This window comes from Stenotrophomonas sp. YJH_SMC_79, assembly GCF_059367995.1.
On record NZ_JCAFRK010000004.1, the window covers coordinates 252,180 to 267,018 of the forward strand.

At 66.2% G+C, this 14,839-nt stretch carries 12 protein-coding genes; 3 read left to right on the forward strand and 9 right to left on the reverse strand.

Annotation, left to right across the window (positions count from 1 at the left end; all coding sequences use genetic code 11):
- Positions 1–234 precede the first annotated feature (234 nt).
- Positions 235–2,607, forward strand: a complete 2,373-nt coding sequence (locus AC5P57_RS16515) for an autotransporter family protein (RefSeq protein ID WP_495219668.1) — start codon at positions 235–237, stop codon at positions 2,605–2,607.
- A 160-nt stretch (positions 2,608–2,767) separates the two neighbouring features.
- Here the strand turns inward: AC5P57_RS16515 and AC5P57_RS16520 are convergent, their stop codons facing one another.
- The gene (locus AC5P57_RS16520) at positions 2,768–3,184 is read right to left on the reverse strand and encodes a baeRF12 domain-containing protein (protein WP_099550965.1); all 417 of its coding nucleotides are present in this window, start codon (positions 3,182–3,184) and stop codon (positions 2,768–2,770) included.
- A 196-nt stretch (positions 3,185–3,380) separates the two neighbouring features.
- Here AC5P57_RS16520 and AC5P57_RS16525 point away from each other — a divergent pair, with 196 nt between their 5' ends.
- Positions 3,381–3,509, forward strand: a complete 129-nt coding sequence (locus AC5P57_RS16525; RefSeq protein ID WP_254919678.1) for a hypothetical protein — start codon at positions 3,381–3,383, stop codon at positions 3,507–3,509.
- 261 nt (positions 3,510–3,770) lie between these two features.
- Positions 3,771–5,258, forward strand: a complete 1,488-nt coding sequence (gene proP / locus AC5P57_RS16530; RefSeq protein WP_099553989.1) for a glycine betaine/L-proline transporter ProP — start codon at positions 3,771–3,773, stop codon at positions 5,256–5,258.
- Positions 5,259–5,342: 84 nt separating this feature from the next.
- On the opposite strand, the gene AC5P57_RS16535 is transcribed toward proP, so the two are convergent.
- From AC5P57_RS16535 to AC5P57_RS16570, 8 genes are all read right to left on the reverse strand, one after another.
- Positions 5,343–5,957, reverse strand: a complete 615-nt coding sequence (locus AC5P57_RS16535; RefSeq protein ID WP_262235045.1) for a hypothetical protein — start codon at positions 5,955–5,957, stop codon at positions 5,343–5,345.
- A gap of 109 nt (positions 5,958–6,066) precedes the next feature.
- Complete coding sequence (locus AC5P57_RS16540) at positions 6,067–6,693, reverse strand: ATPase (RefSeq protein ID WP_262235044.1); 627 nt, start codon at positions 6,691–6,693, stop codon at positions 6,067–6,069.
- A 3-nt stretch (positions 6,694–6,696) separates the two neighbouring features.
- Positions 6,697–7,038, reverse strand: coding sequence for a type II toxin-antitoxin system prevent-host-death family antitoxin (locus AC5P57_RS16545; RefSeq protein ID WP_099553994.1), 342 nt, complete (start codon positions 7,036–7,038; stop codon positions 6,697–6,699).
- A 70-nt stretch (positions 7,039–7,108) separates the two neighbouring features.
- Positions 7,109–8,704, reverse strand: coding sequence for a sensor histidine kinase (locus tag AC5P57_RS16550; RefSeq protein ID WP_262235043.1), 1,596 nt, complete (start codon positions 8,702–8,704; stop codon positions 7,109–7,111).
- A gap of 9 nt (positions 8,705–8,713) precedes the next feature.
- Positions 8,714–9,118: a response regulator gene (locus AC5P57_RS16555; RefSeq protein ID WP_099554030.1), complete on the reverse strand. Its 405-nt coding sequence runs from the start codon at positions 9,116–9,118 to the stop codon at positions 8,714–8,716.
- Between the two features lie 144 nt (positions 9,119–9,262).
- The gene (locus AC5P57_RS16560; protein WP_262235042.1) at positions 9,263–10,717 is read right to left on the reverse strand and encodes a surface lipoprotein assembly modifier; all 1,455 of its coding nucleotides are present in this window, start codon (positions 10,715–10,717) and stop codon (positions 9,263–9,265) included.
- A 90-nt stretch (positions 10,718–10,807) separates the two neighbouring features.
- Complete coding sequence (locus AC5P57_RS16565) at positions 10,808–11,572, reverse strand: Slam-dependent surface lipoprotein (RefSeq protein WP_262235041.1); 765 nt, start codon at positions 11,570–11,572, stop codon at positions 10,808–10,810.
- A 53-nt stretch (positions 11,573–11,625) separates the two neighbouring features.
- Positions 11,626–14,748 (reverse strand): TonB-dependent receptor, encoded by a 3,123-nt coding sequence (locus tag AC5P57_RS16570; RefSeq protein ID WP_495219669.1) that lies wholly within the window; start codon positions 14,746–14,748, stop codon positions 11,626–11,628.
- Positions 14,749–14,839: the final 91 nt, after the last annotated feature.

A 14,839-nucleotide genomic window follows, 5' to 3' on the forward strand; every position in this document is an offset into this window, starting at 1 on the left:
TTGCATGTTCCAGCGCCTTGGCGATCACCAGACTCTGCGCAAGCCCAATGCGGCACACAAAGAGGCGTCTTGCGACATGCCCGTTTGCGATGTGACGGCTATCGCAATACGCCTCGCGCGGGCCAGGAACAGCGCCTGATTCACTTCGCTTTCACGCCATGTGAGCGTTTGATTCACACCGACGAAGTGAATGCGGTCCCTTTCCTGAAGTTCGATACCCACAGGAGTCCGGTCATGAAGATCGCCGTTCGTCGTTCCCTTGCGCTGGCTGTCGCCAGTTCTCTTGCCCTGGGCTTTCCGGCTTACGCGGGCACCCTCACGCCGGGGCAGTCCGCCACCGTGCAACCCGGGGATACTGCCGAGACGTGGAGCCTGTCTGGTGCAACGCTTACCGTCAATCCTGGCGGACAGGCGCTGCGCATAACCGCAGGATCTTCTTCGAACCTGCTGCTGTCGGGGGCAGCGGTATCGGCGGCTGTAACGAGTGGCGCCGTCGCTCTCAATAACAGCACGGGGGAGATCAACGACACCAGTATCCGCAACACCGGCGGACGAGCACTGACGTTGGCTGATGTAGGCGGTGGCGCGCTGCCAGGCTCGGTCGCCACGGTCCGGCGAAGTGATCTTCTCGGCCTCGGTGTGGGCGCCAGCGTAAGTACTGCCGCCCCCAGCCAGCGCGCGATTCTGATTGTTGACGCCACGCGTATAGAGGCGCTTGCCAATAGTGGCGCTTCGGCAATACTCGCCGGGAACGGGCTGCTCGTGATCGGGACTGCGGATGTATCTCTCCAGAACGGCAGCAACGTCATCGGCGCTCAGAATGGTATCTATGCCATTGATACCGACGAGGGCGGAGCCTCCAACATCACCGTGGACGGATCGCAGGTGCAGGGCCGCACTGGTGCCGCCATCCGCGTGGCTCCCTCGCGTTCGCCAACGAGCCCGCGTTCCAACGTGGTCTTCAACGTTCGGAATGACAGCCAGATCGTCGGCGGCGACGGCAACCTCCTCTTTGTAGAAGCACCCGACGCCACCGTTGGATTCAAAGTGGACAACTCACGCCTGGCCGGCAACATCATCAACACGGTCGGCAGCACACTGGATGTGAGCCTTTCCAGCAATGCCAGCATCACCGGCACCATGACCAACGTCACCAGCGCCACGCTGGACTCGGCCACCTGGAACATGACCGGCAATTCCACGGTTGGCGCCCTCAACCTCGGCAACGGCACCGTCTCCCTGGGCGACGGCTCCGCCTTCCACACCCTCAACGTGGCCGGCAACTTCACCGGCAATGGCGGCATCCTCGCCTTCAACACCGTACTGGCCGGCGACGATGCGGCCACCGACAAGCTGATCATCGGCGGCGACACCAGCGGCAGTGCCAACGTACGCGTCAACAACGTTGGCGGTGCAGGTGCGCAGACCAGCCAGGGCATCCAGCTGATCCGGGTTGGCGGTGCGTCCAATGGCCAGTTCAACCTGGCCGGCCGCGCGGTGGGCGGCCAGTACGAGTACTTCCTGCACAAAGGCACCGGCGCCGACGGCAACTGGTACCTGCGTTCGCAGCTACCGACCGTGCCGGACCCGTGCGTGGTCAATCCGAGCCTGCCCGAGTGCAAGCCGGTTGATCCTGTTGATCCTGTTGATCCTGTTGATCCGGTCGATCCGGTCGATCCGGAGCCGGTGCTGCGCCCCGAACCCGGCGCCTACCTGGCCAACCTGCAGGCTGCGCAGAGCATGTTCCGCCTGGGCTACCACGACCGCCATGCCGGCCAGAATTCCGGCCGCGCCTGGGCCCGCGTGGATGGTTCGCGCAACGGCTTTGATGCCATCAGCCACCAGCTCGACATCCGCGGCAACAGCCAGGCGCTTACCGTCGGCGCCGACGTGTGGCGTCACGAATCGGGCAGCGGCGTGGGCGTGATGCTGTCCAGCGGCAATGCCACCAGCACCTCCACCAATGCGCTGACCGGCTACTACGCGCGCGGCAAGGTGAAGGGCGAGGCGCTCGGCGTCTACGGTACCTGGCGCGGCGGCAACGGCGCCGATCCGTATGCCGGCTTCTATGTGGATGGCTCGGTGCAGCGTGCGCAGTTCCGCAACCGGGTGGAAGGTATCGGCCTGGACACGGAACGCTACGACAGCCGCGCCTGGCAGGGCGCAGTGGAAACCGGCTATGCGTTCCGCGTGGGCGGTGCCAGCAACGGTGGCATCTACCTGGAGCCGCAGTTGCAGGTGGGCTACAGCCGCTGGGACAGCAACCGCCACACCGAGGCCAACGGCACGGTGGTCAGCGCCGAGAATGCCAATGGTGTGTTCGGGCGCGCGGGCCTGCGCCTGTCCGGTGTGACCCGCTGGGGCAACGGTGCCGCCGAGGTGCAGCCGTACCTCGCCGCCAACTGGCTGCATACCCGCGCCGAGTCGCAGATCCGCGTGGATGACGAGATCGCCGATGCGCGCGTGCCGCGCAGCCGTGGCGAGTTCAGTGGCGGTGCGTCGGTGAAGTTCGGCAACGGCCTCGGCGCCTGGGGCGGCCTGTCGCTGCAGAGGGCCAGTGGCTATCACCAGACCCGTGCGCAGGTAGGTGTCAGTTACAGCTGGTAGTCGGTCGCCTTTTCCTGGGCTTCCCTGGAGTGGAACCGCGCAAGGTGAACGCCGACGGGGCAGCGTCGGCTACGCCTTGCGCGGCGCAGAGATCCCACGCTTCCCACGATGGCCGAGCATGCGCTCGGCTCTGGCCTCTGGAGGAGATCGATCGGTCTTTCTACGCCGCCAGCACCTTCTGGATATCGGCCAACGGTGCGTTGGTCAGGTCCTTGGCGATGTCGCCCAGCAGGCGGGCCTGCGTTTCCTTGTGCAGCAGCGGGCGGATGCGCCCCAGCGTGGTCGGATCGGCCACCAGCACCAGGTGTGCGTAGCGGTTGTTCAGCGCGTCCTCGTTCAACTGCTCGGCAACCTGCTTGGCGAAGGTCGCTTCGTTGAGCTGGGAAATGGACATGTCCTTCGGCACTGCCCCCGACGGCCCCTGTCCCGACACGCCCTGCTCGCTGATGTCCTGCAGGCGCAGTTCGCCTTCCTGCTTCAGCGTCAGCTGATGATCGCTGCCGACGTTGGTGAACACGCGGGCCGAACCACCATCGGCGACAATGATCAGCGTACCTTCGGGAATGCGACGGGTCATGCGATGCTCCTTCTCGATTGCGTTATTGCGTTATTGCGTTCACCACCACCGTAGACAGGACCATGTGAGCGCTACGGCCAGAGTTCGTTCAATGCACGTCATCGCGTTCAGTGCAGATGAACAGGCGTGATGGAACACAGCGTGCAGATCAGTCCGCTTCGCTGCACGCTCACGCCGATGCCGTTATGATGAATCGATGATCGACAAGACCCACTACGTGACGGGCGCACCTGTTACGTGGGAAGCACTGCCGACCGGCGCTTCGCTTGCCACGAATGCTCCCGCCCTGCATTTCCATCGCCTTGCGCTGGATCCCGGCGGATGACGCCCGCAGGCCCTCTTGCCTGCACCCCTACGCTGATGTGATACCCGGCCGCTGACTGCGCGGTCGTTGTGATCCCGTTGTCGCGTCTCCGCCCCTGCGGCGGTGCTTTGCCGTGCGCGTGGCGTTGCGCCTGCACACACTCCCCGGCCCCCACGCCACCCATCGATGCCCCCGCGCCACTTGCGCCTGCATCGCCGTTTCCGATTTCCGGGACACACCACACCGCTCATTCCCCTATTCCATACCTACAAGGGAGACCCCATGCAGGACACGCCCGAGGCACATGCCCATTTCGGCTGGTTCAAACGCCGCCGCCACCTGAAGGTCGATGAGATCACCGTCGTCGACAAGCCCATGCTCAAGCGCGCCGTGGGCGCCGCCGCACTCGGCAATGCCATGGAGTGGTTCGACTTCGGTGTCTACGGCTATCTCGCCGTCACCATCGGCCAGGTGTTCTTCCCGTCCAGCAACCCTACCGCACAGGTGATCGCCGCCTTCGCCACCTTTACCGTGGCATTCCTGGTGCGGCCGCTCGGCGGCCTGGTGTTCGGCCCGCTCGGCGACCGTTATGGGCGCCAGAAAGTACTGGCGTTCACCATGATCCTGATGGCGCTGGGCACGTTTGCGATCGGCCTGATTCCTTCCTATGAGCGCATCGGCATCTGGGCGCCGGTGCTGTTGCTGCTGGCGCGCGTGGTGCAGGGCTTCTCCACCGGCGGTGAGTACGGCGGTGCGGCCACCTTCATCGCCGAGTATTCCACCGACCGCAACCGTGGGTTGATGGGCAGCTGGCTGGAGTTCGGCACGCTGGGCGGCTACATCGCAGGCGCCGGTACCGTGACCGCGCTGCACATGCTGCTGAGCAGCGGGCAGATGCTGGACTGGGGCTGGCGCATTCCGTTCCTGGTGGCCGGCCCACTCGGCCTGCTCGGCCTGTACATGCGCATGAAACTGGAGGAAACGCCGGCCTTCCGCGCCTTCGCCGAGGAAGCCGAGAAGCGCGAGCACGATCGCCCCGGGCTGGGCGCGCTGTTCCAGGTGCACGGCCGCCAGCTGCTGGTATGCATGGGCCTGGTGCTGGTGTTCAACGTCACCGACTACATGCTGCTGACCTACATGCCCAGCTACCTCAGCGTCACCATGGGCTATGCCGAGAGCAAGGGGCTGTTGCTCATCATCATCGTGATGCTGGTGATGATGCCGCTGAACATCGTCGGTGGATTGTTCAGTGACAGGCTGGGCCGCCGCCCGATGATCATCGGCGCGTGCATCGCACTGCTGGTGCTTGCCATTCCGTGCCTGCTGCTGGTCGGCAGCGGCAACGACTGGATGATCTTCCTTGGCCTGATGCTGCTCGGCCTGGCACTGGTGTGCTTCACCAGCTCGATGCCATCCACGCTGCCGGCGCTGTTCTACACCCCGGTGCGCTACAGCGCGCTGTCGATCGCCTTCAATGTGTCGGTATCGCTGTTCGGCGGCACCACCCCGCTGGTGACCGCGTGGCTGGTGGAACGCACCGGTGACCCGCTGGTGCCGGCCTACTACCTGATGGGCGCGGCGGTGATCGGCCTGGTGACCATGCTGTTCGTGAAGGAGACCGCCGGCCTGCCGCTGCGTGGTTCACCGCCGGCCGTGGGCAGCGACAGGGAAGCGGCTGCGTTGTTGAAGAGCGATGTGCCGGTAACGGTGGACCCGAGTCTGCCGCCACTGCCGGACGTTGCGGAGCCCGAGCAGGTGAAGCCGGCCTGAGGCCGGGCGCAGAACGCGATCCACGCATGGCGTGGATCTACGGGGCCAGAAGCGCCGGGTGGATACGCCCGGCGCTGCCTGGCGCTACGTCTTGATGCGGGCCAGCTTCCCCGGCGTCCAATGCAGCGTCCAGGTGTAGTTTCCGTCCGGCGGACAGACGTGGCGGTTCGGGCTCTTCCATTCGCAGACGGTCGCCCCGGCACTGACGGTGAAATCGACAATGATGCGATCACCCTGGATGCGAATGGCACGGATGGCGCCTGGAATCTGTTCAGCCGCGTCGTCACCGTAGTCATACCGGCGGATGGCGGCATAGTCTTCTGCTTCCACCGGCGACAGGCTGTTCGGGTTCTCCTGGCCGCGCGGATCGTTTGCCGTCAGCGCCGTCATCACCGCCACCACATTTCGTTGCGCGAAGCTGCCGCCGGTGTAGGTGGACGTGTAGAAGTACACGACCTCGGCACGGCCATCACCATCGAGGTCGGCAACAGCGGTCCACACCGGACGGAAATGGGATTCAATGTCGTCGCCGGGAATCAGCCGCAGATTGGCTTCGGCGGCGTGGAAGGCCTGCACCAAGCTAGGCGGCGATGGTCGCTTGGCGGCGGGCGACGCGGCCATCGCCGGCATGCAGGACAGCGCCAGCGCAGCAAGCACCAGGCAGATAGAAGTGGAGCGGAACGTCGCAGGTCCGTGCATGTCATCCTCCTTGAGTGTGCGGTCAGTCTAACCGCAGCTCCGGTGGCGCCCAGTCGTGCACGGCGCGGTTTCGCGCGATGTGTGAAAGGTATCCACGCATGGCGTGGATCTACTGCGGGGTATCCAACTCCATCGCGCGCATCACGATGGGTTTGGCCCAGTCCGGCGTGTGCAGCAGCTCGGCCACCGAGACCGGGTATTGCAGCTGGCCGCGCTCCATCGCCAGCACCGGCAGCGGCTCAACGCAGCCGTCGGCGTCGGCCGGCGCGCTGTTGTCGTAGACATGCAGCTCGGCCAGGTGTGGCAGCAGTTCCAGCAGGTTCTCGCGCGCCGAATCGAAGCGGGCGTGGATCTTCTCCACCGGAATATCATGACCGCCGGCGGCCACCCGCGCTGCAACGCGGGCAATGTGCAGGTCCACCGTGGCCAGCCCGCAGAACCAGATCGCAACATGATGGTGTTCGCAGGCCCCGCGCAGCAGGCGCGGAATAGTGTTGCCACCCAGCGTGGTCTCGAAGGCGAAGTCCGTGCCATCGGCCATGGCCTGGCGCAGGCGGCGGGTGCCTTCCAGCCAGGCCTCGGCATTGGCGTCGGGCAGCGGCCAGCCGGCCTCCACCAGGCGGCGGGTGAACGAATCGGGATTGAACCAGCTCAGCCCTTCGGCTTCCAGCCAGGTGCCCAGCAGCGAACTTTTGCCGGCGCCATTGACGCCGGCCAGCACCAGGATCCGCCCCATCGGTCAGAGCGGACGGCCGAGGGTGACCTTGCGGCCGCGGCGGATCGGCTGGCCCAGCACCTTGCCCAGCCCCTCACCGCGCTGCAGGCTGGCCAGGGTCTGGTCGAACTCACCGCGCAGGCGCAGCAGTTCTTCGCTGCGCTCACCGGCATCGCTGCCAGCGGCCTTGGCCAGCAGTTCCTGATACGTGCGGATATCCACGATCACCGCTTCGGGATGGTTGTGGTTGGTGATGACCAGCGCCTGCTTCTCGCGCACGGTGCGCATCAGGCTCGGCCAGCCACGGGTCTTCACCGACGACGCGGGGGCCTTTTCGAGGCCAGGCAGATCCAGCGGCAGGGTCATGGCACGGCTCCAGACGTGGACAGTTGAGGCCATTATGCCCAATTTGGCCCAATTGGGGATAAATGGACCTTTACCTGCCGGAACCGTCCGCCGCCGCGCCCGGAGCATCGGTCTGCAGCAGGCTGTCCCGCTCGCGCAGCGGGAAGCGGATCCAGGCATCCAGGCCTTGCGGCGCGAAGCGCAGTTCGCCACTGCCGGCCAGTTCGTAGGGGACGCGCTGCTCGATCAGGGCCCGGCCCAGGCCGCGCTGGTGGGGTACCTCCCAATCCTGCACCTCGGCATGCCGCTCGCACCAATGCAGCCCCAGCCATGGCTGCCCCTGCTGGATCTGCAGGTTCCAGGACACCTCGATCCGGCCGTCCTCATGGGTCAGCGCGCCATGCCGCAGCGCATTGCTGGCCAGCTCGTGGATCGCCAGTGACAGCACTTCGGCAGCCTTGGGTGGCAGCAGCACGTCCTCACCCTGCAGGTGATAGACCGCGGCAGCCGGTGTCTGCGCTGCAATCTCCTCATCCAGCATGCCGCGCAGGCAGACCCCTGCATTGGCGCCACGGGTCAGCAGGCTCTGCGTGCGTGCCAGAGACATCAGTCGCCCGCATAACCGTTCAGCGTATTCATCCACGCTGCTGACCGACTCGCGGGTTCGCCAGGCAATGGCATGGATGGTCGACATGATGTTGCGCACCCGGTGCTGCAGTTCGGCCAGCAGCACCGCCTGGCGCTCGGCGGCACGCTTGAGATCGTCGATGTCCACGGCGATGGCGAACACCCCGCTGACCCCTCCATCGGCGTCACGCAGCGGTGCTGCGGCAACCCGCGTCCAGCGCACCCGGCCATCGTCGTGCAGGTACTGGAACTCCAGCCCCGGCACCACGGTTTCGCCGCGCATCGCACGGGCAATGGCGAAGTCCTCGGGCCCGATGATGGAGCCATCCGGATGCCACCCCCGCCAACGATGCTGGTTCTCCGCATCGGTCGAAGGCACCTTGCCACTGGGCAGGTACGCACGCATCTGGTCATTGGACAACACCATGCTGCCCTCCAGATCGACGATGCACAGACCCACCGGCAGCACCTTGAACGCCAGCTCCAGGCGCCGCTCGCTTTCACGCCGGCGTTGCTCCTCGCGTTCGCGCGCGGCCTGGGCCACGTGCGCAGGGGTGGTCTCGAACATCGTCACCAGCACGCCATTGATGCGCCCTTCCTCGCCGCGGATCGGGCTGTAGGTGATGGTGAACCAGATGTCTTCCAGGCGACCCTGCCGCGCCAGCGGGTACAGCTTGTCCTCGAAGGTGAGGGTCTCTCCCTGCCAGACGCGGGCATAGAGCGGGCCGTTGATGTGCCAGACCTCGGGCCAGCACTCGCGGGTCGGCTGACCGAGCCCCCCGGGGTGCCTGTCGGCCAGGATCTCGGCGTAGCCATCGTTGTAGAGCTGCACCAGCTGCTCGCCCCAAAGCACGATCATCGGGAAGCCATGGGCCAGCATCAGGTCGACGGTAGCGCGCAGGTGCGGCGGCCAGCGCTCGATCGCGCCCAATGGCGTGGACGACCACTCGTGGCGGGCGATGCGCGCGGCCATGCCATCGTGCCGGGCATGCATGCGCAGTGCAGGAGGCGCGGACCCACGCATGTCGGCAGCGTGGAGACCTTCAGTCGGGCGGGCCATGCCGCGCAATCAGGCGGCGCCCGCAGAGGCCCGTGGGACCGCCACCAATCCGGCCAGTTGCTGGACCAGGGCCTCGATGTGGTAAGGCTTGGTGCAGCGAGGAGCCGCAGCAAAGCGGCTGGGCAGGTTCTCATCGTAGCCGGAGGTGAGCAGGAAGGGTGTGCCCGCCTCAGCCAGACGATCGGCCAGCGGATAGACCTGCTCACCGCCCAGGTTGATGTCCAGCAGTGCCACATCGATGGGATGGGTATCGACCAGCTGCCCCAGCGCCTGCAGGTCACCGGCAGGCCCCACCACCTGTGCGCCTTTCAGCTCCAGATAGTCGACCAGGAACATCGCGATGGCGAATTCGTCTTCTGCCACCAGTACGCGCAGCCCATTCAGGCCATCCGGTTTGCTACCTGCCTCCAGCACGCCCTGCACTCCTCGGTACACGCGGCCTGCTTGGCCGCAATGCTGGCAGGATGCGCGATCCGGGCTACAAGGGCGCGTGACGACCGATGAAGAACGCTGCCACGTCGCATTCACTCCGATGATGCAGGCGTCGCGGGCGGCGATTCAGAAGGCGCGCTCCCATTTGAGGCTGAGCAGGCTGCGGTCGTGGCTGTACAACCAGCCAACGTTGCTGTCGATGCGCGCATAGCGCAGGCTCAGGCTGGGTACCAGCCCGGCCACCGCCAGGCGCTCGCTGCGGACGACGGCGATCAGGTTCTGTTCGCTGTCCTCACGCCGCGCCTCCAGCAGCGGGCTCCACGCGTCGTAGTCGCGCTCGCGCAACGACACGAATACGGTGGCAGTGGTGCCCGTCCACTGGCGTGCCGCCCCCAGGCGCAGGCCACGCTGGCGGTAACCGTTGGCCGGATTGGCAGCGCTGCTGTCACTCAGGTCCAGCCCGGCAAAGAGGGTCCAGCGCGGGTTGAGCGCATGGAACCAGGTGGCATACACCGCGGCCAGCTCACCGTCGTAATTGCTGGCCAGGCCGCGCTGACGATAGCGCTGGCGCTTCCAGTCGGCCTCCAGCTTGAGCAGGCTGCGCGCGTCCAAGGCATATTGCCATTCGCCATGCAGCCCGCTGCCGCCCTGCAGGGCCCGGTTGCCCAGGCCCTGGTAGTCATAGCTCGGCGCGATCTGCAGGGTATGCCGTGCGCTGCGCCAGCTATAGCCCGCCTGCACGCTCGCATTGAGCTCGTTGTAGGCGCTGTGCCCGCGCCATGCCTGGCCGAACGCAAGCCCGCGCACATAGACGCCGTGATGTCCGGCCAATGCCCAGCGACGTTCGAGGTTGCCGTCGTAGTCCAGGCCCATGGCGCGCTGGGCATCGGGAAGATTGCGCTGGATGATGCAGGTGTCGCCCACTCCGAACAGGCAGGTGCGGCTGGCCGAGCTGCGGTTGATGTTGTCGCTCCATGCCGGGCCGGCCGCCAGCGCTCCTTTCCAGCGTTTGCGGGCCTGCAGCGCAGCCAGGTAGGCGTCCACCCGGCCGCGCACACCTGCGGTGGCGGGGTCGTCGGCATTGATGCCACCGGCGATGGCCGTGAACAACACCACGGCATCGCGGTCGCGCTGGTCCTCGGCATAGACACGTGCAAGCTCAAGGCGGGCCGGCAGGAAATCCGGCTGCGCCGCCAGCAGTGCTTCGTACTCGTTGGCCGCGCGGTGGTGATTGCCGGCCACCCGCGCCAGGCCGCCCTGCGCGTAGTGGCGCAGCAACGGGTCGTGGCCGGGCAGTTCGATGTATTCGTCCAGGAAGCGCTGCGCTGCGCCCCATTGCTGATGCTGCAGCGACAGGTACAGCGCCTGGCCCAGATCGTCGACCGTGCGCTCCACGCGCAGGGTCTGGCCGTCGACGGTGATGGTCGGCCGCGCCGACTCGGCCTGCTGCAGGCGCTGCTGGTCCTGCTGCTGGTGGCGCAGCTCGCTGCCCTGCTCCAGCACACGACGAAGATCATCCTGCTGGGCGCGCACATCGGCAGCCGCCAGCAACAGGATCACAAGGAAGATGGGAAGGCGCATGGTCGATCCGTGGTGATGCATGCAGCGGGCCGAAGCAGGGACTGGCGGATCGCGGCTTGTCCCTGCCCTGCCCCGTCAGGGGCGTGGCAATCAGTTCTTGCTGCCGCCGAAGGCGGTGTCGTACTGGCTGTTGCCGGCGAAGGTGGCGATGCCGGCCAGGGTGGCGGCGTTGGCGCCGAAGAACTGGCCCTGGGTGGTGCCGTTGACGCTGCCATTGACGTTGGCCGAACCGGCGAACGATGCATCGGCACTGTTGATGTTGGCAACGATGGCCAGGGTCAGGCCATTGCCGGTCAGCGCACCGTCCAGGGTGCCGGCGCCGAAGTCGGCGTCGAAGGTGCCGCTCAGCAGGTTGCTGCCGTTGAACTTGTTCAGGCCGGCCACGGTGTAGGACGCCACGCCGGCGGGCAGCGTGGTGCCGGCGCGGTCACCAACGAAGTAGACCTGACGGTTGTTGAAGCCACCGGCGGCGCCATCCTTGGACCACTCACCGAACCAGACATCGCCACTGCCGACCTTGACGAAGTTGAAGTGGCCCATGCCGGCGTGGCTGCCCGGTGCGCCGGTGATCGGCATGGCCAGGGTGCGAACCGTCACGCCATTGACGGTGGTGGGTGCCGAGTAGGCGCTCAGGCCCTGGAAGTCCACCGGCTTGGCCTGGGACACGGTGCCGACACCGATACCGGCCTTGCCAGCGCGGTGCGGGCCGCCATTGACCTGCGATTCGCCAACCGCGACGTACAGCTCGGCATCGGTCCTGGCACTGGCGGCACCAACGATATCGGCAGCATGCGCGGCACCGACCAGAGCCAGCGAGGCGGCAACGGCGAGCACCGAACGGGAGATCATTTTCATGGTATTGCTCCTTGGTTGAGGGAACTACGGGTACAACGCTTGAAGGTGGGAGATCAGAAGCGCGCGGTGACGCCGAGCTTCAGGGTGCGACCCGGGGCCGGCAGCGTGGACCGCGTGGCTGGATCGACGTAGTAGCGGTTGCCGAGGTTGCTGCCGACCAGCTCGACGCTGGCATGCTCGCTGAAGCGCCAGCGCGCATAGGCATCGACGGTGGTGATGTTTCCCCAGGTGAACGGCACGTTCTGCCAGAGCAGGCCGCTGCCACCGCTCAGCAGGCGGTCACGGTAGGCCTGCAGATCAGGGTTCTCGTGCCGCTGGTAGTGCACGATGCGGCTGCCCAGTTCCAGGCGCTCATCGAACAGGCGCGTGCCCAGCGACCAGTTGATCGACAGCTTGGGAATGGCCTGGGTCAGCAGGTAACCACCGACGAAACCATCCTGCACGCAGTTCGGGACCAGGCCGCGGTTCGCGTCCAGGAGGACCGCCATGCTCTCGTCACACACCTCGTTTTCCAGCGTGCGGGTGATGCCCAGATCGGTGAAGAAGCGCCGGTTGTCGAAGCGCGCCTGCAGCTCGATGCCACGGATGGTCTGCTTGTCGATGTTGTCGAACAGGAAGTTGCCATCGCGCTCGATCACGTCACGGGTCTTGTGCACGTAGTACGCCAGCTTGACGTCGGCATCGGCGGTGTTGCCGAACAGGGCTGACAGGTTGTGCACGTAGCCCACCTCGTAGTTGTAGGCGTGCTCGGGCTTGAGCGCATGCAGCGGATTGAGGCTGCCGGAGAAGGCGATGGTGCTTTCGAACATGCTCGGGAAGCGCACCGCTTCGCTGTAGCGCACGTAGGCACGGGCGGCCGGGGACAGGTGTGCAGTGGCCGAGAAGGTCGGCAGCCAGGCGTGGTCGCGGCGACGGCTGTTGCGACCATCGACCGGCTGCGACTGTACGCTGTTGCCGATGCTGCAGACCTGGTCGCTGCCGGCAAACACCGGCTGCACGCCGGGAAGGGCCGCCACTTCGCCATTGAGGCAGGGATTGCCGGCGCGGGTGTAGTTGCCATCGGCATCGGGCAGCCAGGGCCGCGTGTACCTGACCGGACGCGGCGTCTCGTACGGCGCCAGCAACGCACGGATGCTGTCATCGATGAACCAGCCCATGCCGCGCTTTTCCCATACGGCGCGACGTGCTTCCAGAGCGTCGATGCGGGCCTGCAGATTGGCCGGACGCGGCGGCAACTCGTTTACGGTGTACTGCGCTTCCTTGCCACCTACGCCCTTGGTCAGCAGCTCGGGGTGCGCCTCGAGGAAATCGTCGAAGGCCCAGTAGCGGCTGTAGCGCACGCCTGCATTGAGGGTGAGGAAGTCGACCGGCCGCCACTCCAGGGTGAGGTAGCCTTCGCCCTCCTGGCGGCGCCCGGCACGCGGGAACATGCGCCAGCCATCGGTGGTGCCGAAGTACGGATCGCCGGACCCCAGTTTCTCGTACTGCCAGTTGCCGCCCACGGTCAGGTCCAGGGTCGAATGCAGCGCGAAGCGGTTGCTCAGGATCAGGCCGATGCGGTCGTTGCGTGCATTGGCCAGTGCGGTGTTGCGCAGGATCGGGCTGGCGCCGGGGTTCCATGCCGGATTACCCACCGCGAAGTTCGGGAAGCCGCCAGCGGTGTAGGTATCGCTTTCCGTTTCCGTTCGCCACAGGTTGGCGTACAGGTCCAGCCAACGACTGCCGGCCGGCTGGAAACGGTACTCCAGGCTCCACGCGTCCGATTCGACCCGGCTGAGCGGCCACTGGATGCGACCGTAGTCCGGGGCCGACAGAATGCGCGACGGCATGATCTCGCCGTAGTGCGACAGCGTGCGCCGCCAGGTCGCCTTCAACTGCTGGTCATCGTTGATCTGCCAGCTGCCTTTGACCAGCCAGGACTCCTGTTCGCTGGAGGTATTGGGCACTTCATCGCCGGGCTTGAAGTAGCGCGCCAGCGTGGTGATGTAGTCGATGCCCTGGTACTCGAACTGCTCGCGCCGGTCCTGTTCGTAGTAGGCGCTGCCCTTGGTCCCGGAGAAGTAGTTGCCGCGCTTGCGCCACGCGTAGGCAGCCATCAGGTCGACGTTGTCACCACGCACGCCCAGCGCCAGGCGCCAGGCCTGGTCCTCGCCATCGAAGGGATTGTTACCACTGCGCGACTTCACGGGCACCACCAGGGTGCGGTCGTCGTAGGGTGAGTTCGGCGAGCCCTGCGGGAAGCCCGGCACGGTGCGGTAATCCTCGCCGGTGTGCAGCCGCGGCAGGCGCGGCGCCACCGCATTGCTGCTGCCTTCGATCTTCAGCTCCCCGCCGAAGCGCTCGCCGGCAGCGACGATGTCATCGACGTCGATGGTCTTGATCACCAGCGCGCCACCGATCCCGCTGTGCACATCGCGCACCAGCTCTGGCCCCTTGATGACCTGGATGCCACCAATCAGGTTGGGATCGATGTAATTGCGGTTGCTGACGCCGTTGTAGCCGCGCCAGACCGTGAGCGCCTGTTCGCCGCCGTCGATGCTGACCGGCACCCGCCCGGGCCCCTGGATACCACGGATGTTGACGTCCAGCGCGCCGCTGTTGCGCGCATCGCCACTGAACACACCGACCAGATCCTTGACCACGTCGGCCGGATTGGAGCCACGGTAGCGCTCCACCCGGTCGCGCCCCGAATACGCCGTGGTCAGGTCCAGCGCGAACACATCGTCGTAGCCACGCCGATCGCGGGCCTCACCCCCTTCCGACTGAAGGCGACCGGCCACGTCCAGTGTTTCGGTCACCCGCACCCCTTCCCCCTCACCCGCCTCCGCTGCGGCCCGCAGGCTCCAGGTACCGTCCATGCCGCGCTGGGCACGCACGCCGCTGCCGCGCAACAGCTGCTGCAGCGCCTGCATCTGGCTGTACTCGCCTTTCACTGCACTGGAGCGGCGGCCTTCCACCAGGTCGCTGCGGAACACCACCTGCACATCGGCCTGGCGGCCAAAGGCGCGTACGGCATCAGCCAGTGGCTGCTCCGGAATGGTGTACTGGCGCACCGGCGCGACGATCGCCGGTTGCGCCTGTACGGCCGGCACCCAGGCCAGCGGCAGCAGAGCGGTGGAAACAGCCAGGGCCAGAACGGTGGCGCGACGATGACAGGCGGATGCCGTGGACGGCATGGACAGGAACTCCTCAAGCGTGGCGGAACCACGGGCACATCCGGTGCCGGTGGCATGTCTGGCTTGAGGAGAAACGGTGTTTCGCTCTGGC